The sequence below is a fragment of the Shewanella sp. SP2S2-4 genome, assembly GCF_031932025.1.
Lineage (GTDB): Bacteria > Pseudomonadota > Gammaproteobacteria > Enterobacterales > Shewanellaceae > Shewanella > Shewanella baltica.
In genome coordinates, this window is sequence record NZ_JAUOER010000024.1 from 14,507 (window position 1) to 31,253 (window position 16,747).

Genomic DNA, 16,747 nt, shown 5'->3' on the forward strand with positions numbered 1-16,747 from the left:
TACTTTATCCTTTACAAGATTAAATAAAGTAATTACCTTATAAATAATTTATAAACAAATAGGTTTACTTAATGAAGTTACTCATCATCAGCACCAGCCAAAGACCCGACTCCCAAAGTGCTAAAGTCGGTCGTTATATTGCCGAAAGCAGTTTCTCATCTCCCCATGCCATGGGTTACGCCAGCATACATCACTTAGAGTTATGCCAATTTAACCTGCCATTTTGGGATGGAGAGGAAGACAATAAGGGGGAGCACTGGCCCGAAATAGAACAAAGCGTCGATGAAGCCGATGCGCTGGTGCTTATCACCCCTGAATGGGGCGGCATGGCATCACCACTACTGAAGAACTTTTTATTGATGTGTACTCGCGAAGAAACCGCCCATAAACCGGCACTGTTAATTTCTGTTTCAAGCGGAATTGGCGGTACTTATCCCATCGTTGAAGTGAAGATGAATGCACTCAAAAACAATAAATTAGTGCCCATTCCCGATCACTTGATCATCCGCAATGTTAGCAATGTACTCAATGCCGTTCCCGAAGGTGCTCGAGATATCGCACTCAGGGAAAGAGTGCAGTACAGCTTGTATATGCTGCATCAATACGCCCAAGCATTAGCGCCCATTCGTCAACAACATGCCGGACAAGCGTACCCAAAGCAGCAGGAATACTGTTACGGTATGTAGGCGGCTTGAGATTTTAACCACCAGCAACAGACTAAAATCATTACAAGGAACGCATTATGATTCATTTAGAGCATATCAACTTAGTCGTAGACGACATCCCCGCAGCACTGCGCTTTTATCAAGCGGCTTTTCCCCACTGGCGTGTTCGTGGTGGCGATAAAGGCACTTGGTACGGCAAACCTCGCAATTGGATTCATTTTGGCGATGATTATCAATACATTGCTTTTAGTGACAATGGTGAGGGAGAAAACCGAGATTTAACGGGTCATCAAATTGGACTGGCGCATTTTGCCTTTGTCACCGACAACTTAGATGCTGTGATAGCAAGATTGACCCAAGCAGGCTTCCCGATTGCCAAAGATGGCATGGAAGATCCCTATCGGCGTAATATTTACTTCTTTGACGCCCATGGTTTTGAAGTGGAATTTGTCGAGTATTTAACTGATATTCCGGCGGAGCGAAATCGCTATTAGCGGTATTAGCGTAAATCGTTATTAAAAAAGTGGCCAACTGCAGCCGCGAACCGTGCGAATTGAACTGAGTGTTAGTTGCTAGATGTTAGGTGCTAGATGTTAGGTGCTAGATGTTAGATGTTAGATGTTAGATGTTAGACACTATTCACTTCGCTAGGATTGTTGCTGCGCCACTATAGCCGAATCCTTATGGGCATAAAAGTGGAGTCTGAACTGGGTATCTTCTGTCAGTAGCTCCACTTTGTGCCAATACTCGGGATGAGAAATGGCCGTTTCACCGGCGCGAATGATGATTTCTTTATCTAACTCGCCTCTGCTGCCCGTAAAGCCATAGAACTTTAAGCTGCCGGTGAGCACTTGGAGCTGCCCATACACACCAGCCTTAGTATTGTGCATGTGCAACAACATTTTAGGGACGTTGTCACGGCTGAAAACCGGCGTTGATTTGTAATTAACAAAATCTTTAGGGACTAAGGCCATTATGCTTTCGCACTCCTTGAGGAACTCATGGGGATCGAATAACGCTGACGACAAGACTAATATAGCCGTTGCAGCATTTCTGTCCAACTCCCAGTGTTAGCTTTATCGAAGAGATCATCCCAACATTGGCCTAGGACGCGACGCCGCACTTACCTATACTCACGCTAGCGACCTTAGCACTTTAGACATTAGCGACTTTATGCATTAGTGGCTTTATGAATTAGTGACTTTAGTTACTTTCATCACTGTAATCGCTACACTAGCCCGCATTAAGTAGCACCTAAAGTAGATGACATCATGCCCACACCCTATTCTTACTCAACGACCTATATTTTAGATAAAGCGCATTTCGATGAATGCTATACCCAATCTGTCGTACCTGATCCCACGCTCAAACCTTACTACAAAGCCATAGGGTTGACCCTGATAGGTATCGCACTAATTTTTGCTGACATTAGCCTCTATTTAGCTTACTTTTTCGTTGGACTCGGCGTTATCGATGCACTCAATGTGAAGTATCACAAGGCATGGTGGTTAATGCGTCAAATGATGAGTAAAGCGGCCAGCAATGAGGTCACGCTCACCATTGATGAACAAGGGATCCACACTCAATCCATGTCAGTGACCAGTCAAATTTTGTGGACCGACGTTTACCGGATTAAAGAAACTGAAAAAGGCTTCTTGATCACCCACAAGGCTGGCACGAGTTATGTATCCCTCCGTAGCCTAGATGATGCGGCTGTGGCCTATATTAAAACTAAAATCTAGTCCCGCTAAAAAACACCCATAAAAAAGGCTGATTTTTATCAGCCTTTTCACCAGTATTCATCACTGCGGCATTACTTTTTCAATTCACCAACCGGTAAGATCGTGCGGCCATACTCATTATTGAGCACCTGCGCCATCGCAAAATAAATCGCACTCGCACCACAGATGATCCCTTCAAAGCCAGCAATAGTGCCAATCAAGGCGCTGCCCGTGAAATCACGCGCCGCTAATAGGAAAAATAAGACAGTCAAAGAAGCAAACACAAATTGCTTAGCTCGTGGATAACGTAAAGAACCCACAAACATAAATGCGGTGAATATGCCCCAAAGCGTTAAATACCAGCCCATAAAATACGTTGGGCTCGCCGCAATGCCCGCATTAGGCATTAGGATTAATCCCACTAATGTTAACCAAAACAAACCATAAGAGGTAAATGCCGTCGTACCGAAAGTATCACCGCGCATAAAACACATAATACCCACAATCACTTGACCAATGCCGCCGTAAAAAATCCCCATGGCTAAGATCATAGAATCAATAGGGAAATATCCCGCGTTATGAATGTTTAACAAAATCGTTGTCATACCAAAGCCCATTAAACCTAATGGCGCTGGATTAGCCAGTTTTGTAGACACAGAGTTCCCCTAGAGAAAAATCAATAATTCAATAAAAATCAACGGCATTAACCGTCAACCTTATGTTCGCGCACCTGCGAGAGCCGCGCATTCTAGAGGATAGCCACAACCTTGGCAATGAAATCATTAAAAATGAATAAGTGCGAACAAATACAGATTAAAAACAAAGGCTTAAGTAAATAATGTTAGCAAGAAAACCACATCAGAAATTGAGTTAAAAATTAATTCTTTTCAATTCAATATTCTAGACAGCTAACCTGCTACAACCTGCTTCATATCGCATTTAATGCAACTTTTTATAACTGCCGCATGGTTTAACATTATGCCCCCTTAAAACCTTAATCAAAATTGGGGTTAAAACAGTAAGAATATAGCACTCCATCGCAAATCCATGATTAAGGTGATGTAAGTGGCACTTTTTAAACATACCGACTCCTCGGGGCCAGATTTTCCCTAGAAGCTAATCCATAAATTAAACGCGACGCCATCATCGCATAAGCTTTGTATAAAGCCCTTATCGCCGATACTAAGCTAAACAGGTATATCAGTTGGGATAATGGCTAATGCTAAGCCAATGGTTCAGCACTTAAACATCAGATTTACTTGAAGCGAATCAAAGGAAAACAAGCTAAAAATCCTTAACCCCAAAAGGTAAAAATTATTTATATCTAAAACAGAATAGCAGTGATAAATTGCTGATGTTGGCGCAGTGGTATTAAGAGAATGCTTCTTAATCTGTAGTTAACAATACATAACTAAAGGAAATAAAATGAATAAGTTATCAGCTGTTTTCACCCTGTTGGCATTAGTGAGCTTCACGACCCTTGCTGACGACTCATCTTTACCGCCTGCACCAGCAGCCGATATCGCTCAGCTGAAAGAAGTGTGCCAGCAGATGGCCTCTGAAGATCAAGTCGAGAATGCAGAGCTAAAACAATATGTGCTTGATTGTGTAAACGATCAACTGACAGAAATGGGCTACAAGTCGGTTACTGAGGTTAATTAATCTTCATTCTAATCCCAACGTTATTACCGCAAAAGCGCGTTCTTCAGCTTCATTCAATGCCATTCACATCTGCGAATGGCATTATTATTTTCAAGCAACACAGCTATTCAGCTCACAATTAATATCATTTCCGTTACAGACGAAACCTATCGAATACAAAATTTAACATCCACAATTAACCGCATGAAAGCCACAAAAATAGGCTTTTAGCATGACTATCAAGGTATTGTGCGATCTACAAATTTACTATTTAATTGATAGCTGTATCATTTTGCATCCCTGCGAATGAAACCACTGTTGAATTGGGCATAAAATGCTAATCTATTTTCCTGTATTATTAACCTCAGCCCTTAATCGTTAAATCATGTATCGCATCCTTTTTATCTTCATTACAAGTTTAAGTATTTTGCCTTCTGTCGGAATGGCGAAAGAAATCTGCGCATCAGAAAATCAATGCATTGAGATGAACAACTGGGATCTAGGCGTCGCCATTGGCTGGGGACAAAAAAGCAATCCACTCAAGGATTTTGACGATATTCCACTGTTCTTTATTCCTACAGTGGCCTATTACGGCGAACACTGGTTCTTCGATAATGGTAATTTAGGCTACACCTTAGCCGAGCAAGAAAGCTTCACGTTCAATCTAGTGACCAGTTATAGCTTAGATAGAGCCTATTTCTATCGATGGGATCCATCGAATATCTTTTTGAACCGCGGCACACAAGTCGAAGCCAAAGCGATAAATAGTATGTCTTTGTCGACTGAGCCCGAACGTGAATTTAATTCTTTAGAGACGCGGAACTTCACCCTACTTGGCGGTGCCGAAGCATTCATCTATACCAGACTCGGCATTATTCGATTGGCATACACCCATGATATGTTTAATGTTCATCAAGGTTCAGAAGCACAAATAAAATGGACCTATGGCTGGGATTACGATCGTTTCATTTTTGAATTCGCACTGGTGTTTGATTGGAAGAGCCAAGCAGTAGTGGATTATTATTATGGCGTTAGGCCAAGTGAAAACGCCTATTGGAGTGAACAATATCAAGCAAAATCAGGTTGGGATAAAGGTGCGGAAATGACGGCCCGTTATATATTAACTGACAATTGGGATCTACTCTTGGCAGTTCGTTACACTCTAATTGCCGATGAGATTGCCGCCAGTCCCTTGTTAGACCAAGACTATAGCAGCACCTACTTTATCGGCGCAGCCTATAGGTTCTAACGTTAGTGACGCTGCCTCAGTTAAGCTTGCTTTGCTTTCTTGGTCTAAGCCTCGGCTTGATGGGCCCAAGTTCTGCTCAAGCTAAAACTCGCGACGCGGCATTAAAACTCACTCCTGAAATTTGTATTACCAGTTCAGAAACAGAAGCCTGCGACGTCTATATTGAACTGCAGTGGGAACTCGCCAAAGATGAGCTTATCTGTATTTTGTCCGACAATGCCGCCTATCCAAAATGGTGCAGTGATTCAGTTTCAACCCATACGTTAAGCATGAAAATCCACACTATGACGGATATTCAATTTGTCATGGTGAGTAAAGACAGTAACCAAACTTTGGCTGGTGCCAAACTTAAAATCACTTCTGCATCACAACCTCAGGTTCGCAGACGTTACCGCAACCCTTGGAGTTTATTTTAATGACAAGCCCACAATCGAACCACAGAGTATTATTGGTTGAAGACGACGTTCGCCTAGCAAACTTGATTGTAGATTACCTAAAATCCCATGGTATGCATGTTGAAGTTGAACGCCGTGGCGACACAGTATTAACGCGATTAATCAATTACAAACCAGATATCATACTGTTAGACATTATGCTGCCGGGCATGGATGGCCTCACCCTGTGTGAGAAACTGCCCGATTATTTTGCAGGCCCAATCCTGCTAATGAGCGCACTTGGCTCAAGCGAAGATCAAATCAAAGGCTTAGAACTCGGTGCCGATGACTATGTGGTTAAGCCCGTCGATCCTGCCCTGTTAGTCGCGCGGATTAACAACTTACTTCGTCGTCAGAATCAGCCACCTCAGGCGGAATCCCACTGTTTGACCTTTGGTAAACTGAGTATCGACCCGCATACCCACGCGATTCGCCTCAATGAAACTGAAATCGATCTCACCAGCCACGAATTCGAGTTGCTGTGGTTACTGGCCTCACAAGCTGGCCAAGTGCTCAGCCGTCAGTATATTTATCAGCTGTTACTCAATATTGATTTCGATGGTAAAGATCGAAAAATTGACGTGCGTATTTCTAGATTACGTAAAAAACTCAACGATAATATCGAGACACCTTTCAGAATTAAAACCGTTTGGGGACAAGGTTATCTCTTTGCTCCTGAAGCCTGGAATAACTAAGCACAGATACAGTGAAACGTCTCTTTATCAGTTTATATCTGCTACTCAGTCTCAGCGTGCTTGGGATTGGCTGGACACTCGACAGCCTATGGCAGAAAAATGTGGATGACAATAACGCCCTCGATGCGCCATTAGTGGCCTTGGCGCAATTGTTAGCGGAACTGCCTCCCGATACCCGCCAAAGGTATCTGGAGGCGATCCCAGCTAATCCTGTGATGCCGTTGCAATTGCTCAGTGCCGATCAAGTCGCGCTGGCAGACAATCAAGCCCTCAGCACCAGTACTGTGTTCACCACCACGACCAATGACGATAACCTGCTGCAATTTATCCGAGTCGGCGATCAAGTCTTAATGGCGGGGCCGCTGGACATCGATCCCAGAGCCAACCTTCGCAGCCTATTCACCCTGTTCTTCTATTTATCACTTGCGTTAGTAGCGTTGATTTGGGTAGGCCCGCTTTCTCGGGATTTGAGCATACTGCGTAAGGCCACTAAAGAGTTTGGCGAAGCCAAATGGGACACGCGGATCACACTGTCAAATCGCTCTCAGGTCAAACCTTTAGCCAATACCTTTAACGAAATGGCGCGACATATCAGCGCCTTGATTGAGAACCAGAAACACCTGTCTAATGCGGTCTCCCATGAGATCCGCACGCCGCTGGCAAGACTCAAATTCGCCCTTGCACTCATGCCCATGTATTGTCAGCCCGATTCGGACGAACAAAAGCGCCAAGATTTTCTCGATGAGATGCAGCTCGATATCAAAGAAATGGAAGACTTACTCCAAGAACTGCTGACCTACGCCAGCTTAGAGTCCCAGCGAGAAGGTATCCAGTTGGATGAATACGATCTAATTAATCTCATCAATCAAAGCATTAAGCGCCTAGAAACCTTAAGTCCAACGCCTATTACCTTAAAGACAGAAGTCGAAAAACTGCCCCTGTTTGGGGAACCGGCATTAATTGAACGTGCGCTGCAAAATTTACTGACCAATGCCCAACGCTTTGCCCGCACTGAAATCATTATTGAGGTTAAGCAGACGCAGCACAGGGTGAATTTAAGTGTGAGTAACGACGGTGAACCTATCCCCGCGGTGGATTTACCTAAAGTGTTCGAGCCTTTTTATCGCAGCCAATCGGTGCAAAATGGCAATAAAGGGCATGGTTTGGGACTTGCGATCATTAAACGGATTATGCAGCGGCATCAAGGGAATGTGAGCGTCACCAGCGATGCGCAACATACCCGATTTAATTTAATCTGGCCGAAGAAGCGCAAGCTGTAATAGGGATTGGGATTAAACGACTGCGCATCTGTAATTCATCAATGCGCTAATTCTACAAGCCAGTAAAACAAGTGAGTTAAATAAGTGTGTGAAACAAGACTATTTAACTGGCCTAGTTAACTTGCAATTCAAACTATTAGTCTAGCTCGAAGCCACCAAAGTCCAGATCGGCTTCGGGCTCAGGCTCAAAATTTAACTGCGGATTTAACGCCGCCCTTTCTTGCTCTTTTTGCGCTTGCCTTGCTTTCATCATCGCCAACTGGCGACGGCGTTTACGTTGAGTGCACAGCCGAATGACATCGTACTTTTGCGCATCTGAAAACGTTAACCAATTAAATCTTTCGTCACGGCTTCGCAGGCAACCATTACAGTAACCGCGCGCATCAGTTTGACACACACCGATACAGGGACTGGGGATATCAAAAAAGGCTAACTGTTCCATAACCCGCCGCTATTCCTCTGTCAAAATGAGCCGTTCTCACGATGCGGTATGCCCAAATGAATCATGGATAATCGACCTTTGCTAAAAATGAAGCGGCAAAGTGGCGTTTAAAGCGATTCAAATACAACACACTTATCTAAAGTACTTGCAGAAACAACCTTAATCAAGGCACATTGAACAGAGTTTGTACAACTTGGAGCACTATCATGGGATACCGTCACTTTGCCAGTCTGCTCGTCGCCGTTGCCTTATTAAGCGCTTGTAGCAGTAAACCGAAAAACGATTACGATCTCAATTACGACTTCAGCACACTGCACAGCTTTACCCAGCTAACGCCACAGCCAACGGACGACCCGCTCAGCGCCCAGCGTATTCAAGTAGAAATCAACAACCAGTTAACTCAAAAAGGCTTTGTCGAAAATACCCAAGCCCCCGACTTTAACGTCGCCTACGCCCTACTGACCCAAGATAAACCTAAGGATTCAGGGCTATCGATTGGATTAGGTACAGGCACATTCGGCCGTTCAGGTGGGATAGGAATAGGTACTAGCGTTGGGGTACCACTTGGCAGTGATACCGCTAAAATTCAAACTATTCAGATAGATATTGTCGACCCAAAAACCAAAGCGCTCATTTGGCGTGGTAGCGACAGTTATGATTTCGATGTAGGCGGCAATGAGAAAGCCCAAGATACCGCCAAAGCCGTCAGTCGGATTTTGGCGCAGTTCCCACCGAAAAGATGATCAAGGCTGAGTGAGTAAAATGGGCGAATTTCGCCCATTTTTATTAATGAAGAATGCTTGTCGTCAAATATCTTAGGCGAAATATCTAAGACTCAGGAGAAAAGCCCTGACGAAAGATAACGATCACCCCTATCACAAACAATCGCCACAACCACTGAATCAGGATTCAGTCTGGCTATCTCAAGCGCAGCAAACACAGCACCGCCCGAACTGACGCCGGCACAAATCCCTTCTTCACGCGCTAAGGTTCTCGCCATGGCTTTTGCATCTTGCTCTTCAACATCCATGACTAAATCAACACGGGATGCATCAAAAATCCCCGGCAAGTAGGCCTGCGGCCAACGGCGGATCCCCGGAATGCTACTGCCATCGGCGGGCTGAAGGCCAACAATCGTGATGTCAGGATTACAGCTTTTAAGGTATTTAGACACCCCCATTATGGTGCCAGTTGTCCCCATACTAGAGACAAAGTGAGTGATTTTTCCTTGACTCTGTTGCCAGATCTCAGGGCCTGTCGTGAGGAAATGGGCATTAGCGTTATCTTGGTTATTAAACTGATCCAGCACCTTGCCTTTACCTTCGGTTTGTAACTGCAGTGCCAAATCCCGCGCCGTCTCCATGTTATCCACCAGCATGAGTTCTGCGCCATAAGCTTGCATCGCATCCTTACGCTCTTGGGTCGAGTTTTCGGGCATAATCAGGATCATCTTGTAGCCTTTGATCGCCGCCGCCATCGCTAGGGCAATCCCAGTATTACCACTCGTCGCCTCGATAAGCGTGTCACCCGGGCTGATCTCTTGGCGAAGTTCAGCCTGAATGATCATATTGAGTGCTGCACGATCCTTTACTGATCCCGCAGGGTTATTCCCTTCCAACTTTAACAGTACAGTTGAGGTGCCGCAGTTAAGCCGCTGCAAGCGAACCAGCGGAGTTTGCCCAATACAGGCTTCAATTGTCGGAAAGTCAGACACTAGGATTATCCTTTACTTGATAAAAACAACTAAGCGTTAGCCTATTCTAAGTGGGTTAGCATGCACAAACACAGTGAAAATGATCTATGGCATACAATAAATCGCTCATACTTATTCAAAAAAGTTCTATTTAACTGACTTCTTATAAATAATTACTTCAACTAATCTATATGTCATAACGCTGACAAAGTTGCCAGTTCAAGGAGTAGCAAATGCAAATAAAAGTGATAAAGGCCCTACTGGGAACGCTCTTTCTGGGAACGTCACTCAATGTGGCTGCCGCAGATCAAACCCTGCTTAATTCCTCTTATGATATCGCGCGGGAATTATTCAGTGCCTACAACCCCGTTTTCGCCAAACATTGGCAAGAGAAAACAGGTAAAACCGTCGAGATTAAACAATCTCATGCTGGATCATCGGCACAGGCACGCTCAATTCTGCAAGGATTGCCAGCAGATGTGGTGACGTTTAACCAAGTGACAGACGTACAGGTCCTCCATGACCGCGGTAAATTGATCCCAGAGAATTGGCAACAATTACTGCCTAACGCCAGTTCACCTTACTATTCCACCATCGCATTTTTGGTACGCAAAGGTAACCCAAAGCAGGTAAGCGATTGGGGCGATTTAGCGAGAGATGACGTTAAACTGGTCTTTCCTAACCCAAAAACCTCTGGTAATGCGCGCTACACCTATTTAGCCGCATTAGGTTATGCCCAAAAAAGCTTTGGTAAAGATAATCAGGCTTCACTGGATCAATTCCTGAAAAAATTCCTCGGCAACGTAGCAGTGTTTGATACTGGCGGTCGTGGTGCAACCACCTCATTTGTAGAACGTGGTATCGGTGATGTGCTGATTACGTTTGAATCGGAAGTGAACAATATCCGTCAGCAATATGGTGCCGACGATTACCAAGTCATAGTGCCAAAAACATCAATTCTGGCTGAGTTTCCCGTCGCTGTGGTAGAGAAAAATGCTAAGCGCAACGGCACACAGGAGCTGGCGACTGAGTATTTGAATTATCTCTACAGCGAAGAATCACAACGACTATTGGCCGGCTTCAACTATCGTGTGCACAACGAAAAGGTTCAGGCAGAGTTCGCTAAGCAGTTTCCTACGGTTGACCTGCTGACTGTTGAGCAAATCATTGGTGGTTGGGATAATGCCATGAAAACGCAGTTTGCTAACGGTGCAAAACTCGATCAATTGCTCAAGCGCTAATTTCAGCTTGATGCTATAAAAGGTTAACATTGCAACCCGGGCTCAGTCCCGGGTTAAGCAATTTTAGCGCATTGACGGTGATGATTTGCAAGCAACGAAGTTGGCTTAGATAGTCTTTAACTCAGACAGCCGATCGCTGACGGCAAATACAGCGTATTGGATTAACTCAATTAACCTGAGCGGGTGATTATTCTGTGATTTTTAATAACGGGCGTTTACGCCATAAGCGGGTTCTTCCAGGTTTTACCATCAGCTTAGGTGTGTCCCTACTGTTTGTCAGCCTGATTTTATTATTGCCGACCACTGGGCTGATTATGCAGACCAGTTCAATGAGCTTGTCCGAATACTGGGGCGTCATCACAGATCCTCGGGTGTTGGCAAGTTACCGAGTCACCATACTATCGGCGCTCGCTGCATCGCTATTTAACTGCCTTTTCGGATTATTACTCGCCTGGGTGCTGGTACGTTATGAATTCCCCGGCAAACGTATCTTAGATGCATTGGTGGATTTACCCTTTGCGTTGCCAACCGCCGTTGCCGGTATCACCTTAGCAACCCTGTATGCCGAAAATGGCCAAATCGGTAGTGTACTGGCAGAACTGGGCATAAAAGTCGCCTATACCCCGCTAGGCATAGTGGTCGCGATGATTTTCACCAGTATTCCCTTTGTGGTGCGTACCGTACAACCGGTTCTCGAAGAGTTTTCCCACGATGAAGAAGAAGCGGGCATGACCCTTGGCGCATCGGATCGTGCGGTATTCTGGCGGATCATTTTGCCATCCTTGTGGCCAGCCTTGATGGTCGGGACGGCACTGTCTTTTACCCGCAGCCTAGGTGAGTTTGGTGCCGTTATCTTTATTGCGGGCAACATGCCCTATATCAGCGAAATCACATCGTTAATGATCTTTGTCCGCCTGCAAGAGTTTGATTTTGCTGGTGCTAGTGCCATTGCCTCTGTGGTGCTGATGACCTCACTACTGCTATTACTGCTAATAAACCTGTGGCAGGCGCGTTATCTGCGCCGCATTCATGGACGATAAGGAGCAAACATGAACTCATTTAAGCCCTTAAGAGTCGGTGAAGCCCCTCTCATCAAATGGAGCCTGATTACACTCGCCGTGTTTTTAGGTTTGCTATTGTTGCTATTGCCGCTGGTAAGTATTTTTCAACAAGCGTTTGTTGGTGGTTGGGAGCGTTATATCGGCCACTTAAGTCAGCCAGATTCGCTGCATGCAATTGGTTTGACGCTGATGGTTGCGGCGCTCACTGTCCCCATTAATTTAGTGTTCGGGATCATGCTGGCGTGGAGTGTCACTCGGTTTGAATACCCGGGTCGCAAGTTATTAATCACGCTAATTGATATTCCGTTTGCGGTCTCCCCTGTCGTCGCAGGTTTGCTCTATTTACTGCTCTATGGCAACAGTGGTTGGATGGGTGAATGGCTATATGAGCAGGATCTGCAGATCATGTTTGCTTGGCCGGGAATACTGTTAGTCACCATTTTTGTCACATGTCCCTTTGTCGCCAGAGAACTCATTCCATTGATGCAACAACAGGGCGCATCGGAAGAAGAAGCCGCAGTGATCCTCGGTGCCTCATGGTGGCAACTCTTCCGCCGAGTGACGCTCCCTAATATCAAGTGGGCACTGATTTACGGTGTGATCCTCACCAATGCCAGAGCCGTAGGAGAATTTGGTGCCGTCGCGGTTGTCTCTGGCAACATTCGCGGCGAAACCAATACCTTACCTTTACATGTGCAGTTATTGTACGAAGATTATCAGGCCGAAGCCGCCTTCGCGAGCGCGTCATTACTCGCCCTGATTGCGCTAGTGACCCTAATGCTAAAAGCCGTCGTTGAATGGCGACAACAACGCAGTTTATCCGCCAATGACAATAAAGAGCAGAGTCAACTATGAGTATTCGTCTTACTAATATTTCCAAGAAATTTGGCAAGTTTCAGGCACTTTCCCCGCTGGATCTTGATATTCAAGAAGGGGAAATGATTGGTCTGCTGGGACCATCTGGTTCAGGTAAAACCACGTTATTGCGGATTATTGCTGGGCTCGAGGGAGCCGATAGCGGCAACATTTATTTCGGTGACCGAGATGTCACCCAAGTGCATGTGCGTGAAAGACGCGTGGGCTTTGTGTTTCAAAACTATGCGCTGTTTCGTCATATGACGGTCGCCGATAACGTCGCCTTTGGACTCGAAGTTATGCCTAAAAAGCAAAAACCTTCAGCGGCAGAAATACGTAAACGCGTGACCCAACTGCTGGAAATAGTGCAACTAGGCCATCTCGCGCAGCGCTATCCTGAACAGCTTTCGGGTGGACAAAAACAGCGAATTGCGTTGGCCCGTGCACTCGCGACGCAACCCGAAGTCTTGCTACTCGACGAACCCTTTGGTGCCTTGGATGCCAAAGTGCGTAAAGAACTACGCCGCTGGCTACGCAGCCTGCATGAGGAATTAAAATTCACCAGCGTGTTTGTGACCCACGATCAAGATGAAGCGCTTGAACTCTCCGATAGAGTGGTGGTGATGAGCAATGGTCATATCGAGCAGATTAATACACCAGCTGAGTTATACTCGCATCCCAATAGTCGCTTTGTGTTTGATTTTCTTGGTAACGTCAATGTCTTTGAAGCCAGTTGGCAACAAAAGCGTTGGGAAAATGGCCAAGCATTTTTGACGCCACCAGAACAACAAACACTGCAGCAAGATGGCGTGCTCTATGTTCGCAGCCACGAATTATCGCTGTCAAACAAGCCTAATAGTCAGGCCAATTTGCCGTTCGATATTGTCTCCATGACCCCCATTGGCGCCGAAGTCAGACTGGAATTAGCCCCACACGGCTGGCATAGCGAAGAGTTGTGGGAAGCCAAGTTCACCCACCATAACCTGCATGAACTCGGGTTACAAAAAGGCAGTATGGTTTACGCCACCCCAAGAACCGGTTACTTCTTTGGGGCGCAGGGTGAAAGCTCGCCAACGCGTCTAAGCTGGCCATTCCTGGCACCGGGCAGCCTCGCCTTTGATATCTAATAATCAAGGTTGAAATCAGCAATATTAGCGGTATCACTGGGCAGTGATACCGCCAAAATTCAAACCATTCAGAGAGATATTGTCGACACAAAAAGCAAAGCATTCATTTGGTGTGATAGCGACTGCTTTGATTTTTGATGCAAGCGGTAACGAGAAAACCCAAGATACAGCCAAAACCGTCAGCTAGATCTTGGCGCTGTCCCCTCCGAAGTTAATTATGGATGGCATATACAGCCCATCCATGTTGAATCAATAGAGCTGATAAGCAAATTTATATCTAGTAATCAACACATTAGATGTTTATAACAAATAATTATTGCAGAAGTACTCATAAAATCAGCGGGTAAACGAATTAACTAACCGAGGTTAATAATTCCAATTTCAGCCTATACATTTCATCAACTGACACCACTTTCACGCTGCTTATTTCAATAGAACCTTCTTTCGCCCATAAAAATGGATAAAAGCTCAGGCATTTATCTGTAGCTATCTGTGAATAGTTTTTTTGAAAGCGCTCTTTACCTAAACTCGCATAAAACTCATTGATTCTCTTTGTAACTGACCATTGAAAAAAATCTGTGAACCCGATTTCTAACCCTTCCCAATGAATTGAATCTGGCGACCAATAGTATATATTTCCAACATCTGCGCCTAACCCGCCGCCGTTGATAGCAAAAAATCCACCAACTACGTCATTCGCCACTAACAGATAATGTGCACTTCTATCCCAATCAGTAAGGTTTCTAGACAATCTTTCATGTCCAGAGCCGAAAAATCGAATCCATCCATTGTCGATCAAAATCCCACCGGTTTCATAGGCAATAGCTCCTAATACCGAACGAGTCGATACCTGAAGGGGTTCAAGTACTTCAACCCGATCCTTTGAAGGCGGCAGTATCTCTACACAATGCTCTGCACCAGCAACCATTTCATTGACTACTTTTATGCCAGAGTCTTCGATATCAATCAGTTCATATATACTTTTCAATCTCTTATCCTTGTATCACTAATATCCATTAAAACGACTCATCATTCATAACAGTACCTTGGGAATGTCGAAAATAACTAAGCCAATATAGCGTTTAAAAATGCTAGTTAACACTCATGGCATGAAGCAAAAAATCTTACTCATGGGCATTCACGGTTCGGCCTGCGGCCCATTGTCGTAGCGCATTGATTTTATCGCTCATGACCACAGATAAAGGCCGAGTTTTACTGAGTTCTTCGAGTAGTAACACTTGTTCAACACTGCGCTCAACGCTTCTTGCGGTATACATGGCAGCAATAACCGCTTGTTCGATTTCGGCGCCGGAAAATCCTTGGCTGCGGGCCGATAATTGAGCGAGATCTAAGCTCGCCACATCGATTCCGCGGCGCTGACAGTGGATTAAGAAGATGGCTTTGCGTATAGCTTCGTCGGGTAAATCGACAAAGAAGATTTCATCCATCCTGCCCTTTCGCATCAATTCTGGCGGCAGAGCTTGAATGTCATTGGCGGTCGCCACCACAAACACTTCAGATTTACGCTCCGCCATCCAAGTGAGTAAGGTGCCGAGTATCCGCGTCGATGTGCCCTCATCGCTGCTACTGCCGCTTAAGCCTTTTTCAATTTCATCTATCCAAAGCACGCAGGGCGACATCATGCCAGCAAGCTCCAGTGCATGCCGTAGATTCTTCTCAGTTTCACCTATGTATTTGTTATATAGGGCTGCCATATCAAGTCTGAGCAAAGGTCGCTGCCAAACGCCCGCAACCGCCTTAGCCGCGAGGCTCTTACCACTGCCTTGTACGCCGAGCAGCAAAATGCCCTTGGGCGCATCGAGCGCCTTAGTGTGTTGCACAGAAGTAGGCTTATCGGCTTGGTCAAGGGTGCTGACAGCCGCGATAGGTACACGTTGCTTGAGCCATTTTTTTAGATTATGCAGCCCGGCGATCTGCGAAAAATCACTGGTGTCGTATTCAAATTGCAGCACACCATTTAAGTCGAGTAACTGAAACTTGGCTTTATTGATGGCATCGATATCTGACAAGGTAATAGCGCCATCATCGACTATGGCTTTGCGCACCAAACGGCGGGCATCGTCTAAGGTCACGCCCCGCAGATTCTCAGCCAATTTGACCACAGCGGTATCATCGACCAATAACGGCGTGCCTTGGTGACGAATTTTATCGACCTCAAGGTAAATCAGGTTTTGCAATTGCACTGTGCTTGGTAAGGTTAATTGAAAATAGGCGCAATAACGTTTGATTTCGGGCGGGATATCAAAGGCATGGCTCACCAGCACTAATGTGTGTTGCAGTGTCTCGTACTCGAGGGCGATTTCTTTGAGTAAACGGACATTTTTTGGCGCATCAATCACAAAGGGATGAAAGTCGCACAGTACATAAATCCCCTGCTGCGAGGTTGATTTAATTTGCCCAAGCAAATCTGTGGGTTCGCTATTAAACTTTTGCGCCGCCATAGGTTTATCGACCCGTGCTAAACCTTGGGTAATGCTCCAAGTAAACACAGGTTGATAAAGCACACTGGCGACCCGTTTAAGTAACTCGACCACGCGATATTCTTCATAGGTTTCAATCACTACGATTGGCGTATTGGAGCGCAGCACTGAGGTTAAATCGCGAATATCTTGCATGTCGTTC

Annotated in this window: 19 protein-coding genes; 13 read left to right on the forward strand and 6 right to left on the reverse strand. The window is 45.4% G+C overall.

Annotated features, from left to right (window positions below):
* Positions 1–71 precede the first annotated feature (71 nt).
* Positions 72–686, forward strand: a complete 615-nt coding sequence (locus Q4Q54_RS16905; RefSeq protein WP_220592224.1) for an NADPH-dependent FMN reductase — start codon at positions 72–74, stop codon at positions 684–686.
* Between the two features lie 56 nt (positions 687–742).
* Positions 743–1,159, forward strand: coding sequence for a VOC family protein (locus Q4Q54_RS16910; protein WP_006080581.1), 417 nt, complete (start codon positions 743–745; stop codon positions 1,157–1,159).
* A gap of 153 nt (positions 1,160–1,312) precedes the next feature.
* Here the strand turns inward: Q4Q54_RS16910 and Q4Q54_RS16915 are convergent, their stop codons facing one another.
* Entirely contained in the window at positions 1,313–1,639 is a 327-nt protein-coding gene (locus tag Q4Q54_RS16915; protein WP_311989047.1) for a DUF1971 domain-containing protein, read from the reverse strand.
* A 297-nt stretch (positions 1,640–1,936) separates the two neighbouring features.
* Here Q4Q54_RS16915 and Q4Q54_RS16920 point away from each other — a divergent pair, with 297 nt between their 5' ends.
* Positions 1,937–2,407: a YcxB family protein gene (locus Q4Q54_RS16920; protein ID WP_311989048.1), complete on the forward strand. Its 471-nt coding sequence runs from the start codon at positions 1,937–1,939 to the stop codon at positions 2,405–2,407.
* 71 nt (positions 2,408–2,478) lie between these two features.
* On the opposite strand, the gene Q4Q54_RS16925 is transcribed toward Q4Q54_RS16920, so the two are convergent.
* Positions 2,479–3,042, reverse strand: coding sequence for an acetate uptake transporter (locus Q4Q54_RS16925; RefSeq protein ID WP_006085788.1), 564 nt, complete (start codon positions 3,040–3,042; stop codon positions 2,479–2,481).
* A gap of 769 nt (positions 3,043–3,811) precedes the next feature.
* Here Q4Q54_RS16925 and Q4Q54_RS16930 point away from each other — a divergent pair.
* The 5 genes from Q4Q54_RS16930 (at position 3,812) to Q4Q54_RS16950 (ending at position 7,685) form a co-directional block, all read left to right on the forward strand.
* Positions 3,812–4,048 carry a hypothetical protein gene (locus Q4Q54_RS16930; protein ID WP_006080575.1) on the forward strand — a complete coding sequence of 79 codons (237 nt, stop codon included), beginning with the start codon at positions 3,812–3,814 and terminating at the stop codon, positions 4,046–4,048.
* Positions 4,049–4,412: 364 nt separating this feature from the next.
* The gene (locus Q4Q54_RS16935) at positions 4,413–5,276 is read left to right on the forward strand and encodes a MipA/OmpV family protein (RefSeq protein WP_311989049.1); all 864 of its coding nucleotides are present in this window, start codon (positions 4,413–4,415) and stop codon (positions 5,274–5,276) included.
* Positions 5,277–5,281: 5 nt separating this feature from the next.
* Positions 5,282–5,692: a DUF3019 domain-containing protein gene (locus tag Q4Q54_RS16940; protein ID WP_106649704.1), complete on the forward strand. Its 411-nt coding sequence runs from the start codon at positions 5,282–5,284 to the stop codon at positions 5,690–5,692.
* Complete coding sequence (locus tag Q4Q54_RS16945; protein ID WP_006080570.1) at positions 5,692–6,405, forward strand: response regulator; 714 nt, start codon at positions 5,692–5,694, stop codon at positions 6,403–6,405. The genes Q4Q54_RS16940 and Q4Q54_RS16945 overlap by 1 nt, the downstream gene beginning before the upstream one ends.
* An 11-nt stretch (positions 6,406–6,416) precedes the next feature.
* Complete coding sequence (locus Q4Q54_RS16950) at positions 6,417–7,685, forward strand: ATP-binding protein (RefSeq protein WP_259590667.1); 1,269 nt, start codon at positions 6,417–6,419, stop codon at positions 7,683–7,685.
* A gap of 136 nt (positions 7,686–7,821) precedes the next feature.
* Here the strand turns inward: Q4Q54_RS16950 and Q4Q54_RS16955 are convergent, their stop codons facing one another.
* Positions 7,822–8,127, reverse strand: coding sequence for a DUF1289 domain-containing protein (locus tag Q4Q54_RS16955; RefSeq protein WP_311989050.1), 306 nt, complete (start codon positions 8,125–8,127; stop codon positions 7,822–7,824).
* A gap of 206 nt (positions 8,128–8,333) precedes the next feature.
* Between Q4Q54_RS16955 and Q4Q54_RS16960 the strand changes: the two genes are divergently transcribed.
* The gene (locus tag Q4Q54_RS16960; protein ID WP_311989051.1) at positions 8,334–8,870 is read left to right on the forward strand and encodes a DUF4136 domain-containing protein; all 537 of its coding nucleotides are present in this window, start codon (positions 8,334–8,336) and stop codon (positions 8,868–8,870) included.
* A gap of 92 nt (positions 8,871–8,962) precedes the next feature.
* Here the strand turns inward: Q4Q54_RS16960 and cysM are convergent, their stop codons facing one another.
* A complete protein-coding gene (gene cysM / locus Q4Q54_RS16965) occupies positions 8,963–9,841 on the reverse strand; it encodes a cysteine synthase CysM (protein ID WP_311989052.1) in 879 nt (292 codons plus the stop codon).
* Positions 9,842–10,053: 212 nt separating this feature from the next.
* On the opposite strand from cysM, the gene cysP reads away from it, so the two are divergent.
* From cysP to Q4Q54_RS16985, 4 genes are all read left to right on the forward strand, one after another.
* Positions 10,054–11,061: a thiosulfate ABC transporter substrate-binding protein CysP gene (gene cysP / locus Q4Q54_RS16970; RefSeq protein ID WP_261273416.1), complete on the forward strand. Its 1,008-nt coding sequence runs from the start codon at positions 10,054–10,056 to the stop codon at positions 11,059–11,061.
* A 194-nt stretch (positions 11,062–11,255) separates the two neighbouring features.
* Positions 11,256–12,101, forward strand: a complete 846-nt coding sequence (cysT, locus tag Q4Q54_RS16975) for a sulfate ABC transporter permease subunit CysT (protein WP_006080563.1) — start codon at positions 11,256–11,258, stop codon at positions 12,099–12,101.
* A gap of 9 nt (positions 12,102–12,110) precedes the next feature.
* Positions 12,111–12,977: a sulfate ABC transporter permease subunit CysW gene (gene cysW / locus Q4Q54_RS16980; protein WP_311989053.1), complete on the forward strand. Its 867-nt coding sequence runs from the start codon at positions 12,111–12,113 to the stop codon at positions 12,975–12,977.
* Positions 12,974–14,104, forward strand: coding sequence for a TOBE-like domain-containing protein (locus tag Q4Q54_RS16985; RefSeq protein WP_311989054.1), 1,131 nt, complete (start codon positions 12,974–12,976; stop codon positions 14,102–14,104). The genes cysW and Q4Q54_RS16985 overlap by 4 nt, the downstream gene beginning before the upstream one ends.
* A gap of 352 nt (positions 14,105–14,456) precedes the next feature.
* Here the strand turns inward: Q4Q54_RS16985 and Q4Q54_RS16990 are convergent, their stop codons facing one another.
* Together Q4Q54_RS16990 and Q4Q54_RS16995 are read right to left on the reverse strand one after the other, a co-directional pair.
* Positions 14,457–15,092: a DUF2625 family protein gene (locus tag Q4Q54_RS16990; RefSeq protein ID WP_311989055.1), complete on the reverse strand. Its 636-nt coding sequence runs from the start codon at positions 15,090–15,092 to the stop codon at positions 14,457–14,459.
* A gap of 136 nt (positions 15,093–15,228) precedes the next feature.
* The gene (locus tag Q4Q54_RS16995; RefSeq protein WP_311989056.1) at positions 15,229–16,740 is read right to left on the reverse strand and encodes an AAA family ATPase; all 1,512 of its coding nucleotides are present in this window, start codon (positions 16,738–16,740) and stop codon (positions 15,229–15,231) included.
* Between the last annotated feature and the right edge of the window lie 7 nt (positions 16,741–16,747).

What these genes read in the sequence shown, in the direction of transcription:
- Q4Q54_RS16930 (WP_006080575.1), top strand. Translation starts at nt 3,812, where the DNA reads ATGAATAAGTTATCAGCTGTTTTCACCCTGTTGGCATTAGTGAGCTTC.
- Q4Q54_RS16935 (WP_311989049.1), top strand. Translation starts at nt 4,413, where the DNA reads ATGTATCGCATCCTTTTTATCTTCATTACAAGTTTAAGTATTTTGCCT.
- Q4Q54_RS16915 (WP_311989047.1), bottom strand. Translation starts at nt 1,639, where the DNA reads ATGGCCTTAGTCCCTAAAGATTTTGTTAATTACAAATCAACGCCGGTT.
- Q4Q54_RS16945 (WP_006080570.1), top strand. Translation starts at nt 5,692, where the DNA reads ATGACAAGCCCACAATCGAACCACAGAGTATTATTGGTTGAAGACGAC.
- Q4Q54_RS16905 (WP_220592224.1), top strand. Translation starts at nt 72, where the DNA reads ATGAAGTTACTCATCATCAGCACCAGCCAAAGACCCGACTCCCAAAGT.
- Q4Q54_RS16910 (WP_006080581.1), top strand. Translation starts at nt 743, where the DNA reads ATGATTCATTTAGAGCATATCAACTTAGTCGTAGACGACATCCCCGCA.
- cysP (WP_261273416.1), top strand. Translation starts at nt 10,054, where the DNA reads ATGCAAATAAAAGTGATAAAGGCCCTACTGGGAACGCTCTTTCTGGGA.
- Q4Q54_RS16995 (WP_311989056.1), bottom strand. Translation starts at nt 16,740, where the DNA reads ATGCAAGATATTCGCGATTTAACCTCAGTGCTGCGCTCCAATACGCCA.
- Q4Q54_RS16960 (WP_311989051.1), top strand. Translation starts at nt 8,334, where the DNA reads ATGGGATACCGTCACTTTGCCAGTCTGCTCGTCGCCGTTGCCTTATTA.
- Q4Q54_RS16985 (WP_311989054.1), top strand. Translation starts at nt 12,974, where the DNA reads ATGAGTATTCGTCTTACTAATATTTCCAAGAAATTTGGCAAGTTTCAG.
- cysW (WP_311989053.1), top strand. Translation starts at nt 12,111, where the DNA reads ATGAACTCATTTAAGCCCTTAAGAGTCGGTGAAGCCCCTCTCATCAAA.
- Q4Q54_RS16955 (WP_311989050.1), bottom strand. Translation starts at nt 8,127, where the DNA reads ATGGAACAGTTAGCCTTTTTTGATATCCCCAGTCCCTGTATCGGTGTG.
- Q4Q54_RS16920 (WP_311989048.1), top strand. Translation starts at nt 1,937, where the DNA reads ATGCCCACACCCTATTCTTACTCAACGACCTATATTTTAGATAAAGCG.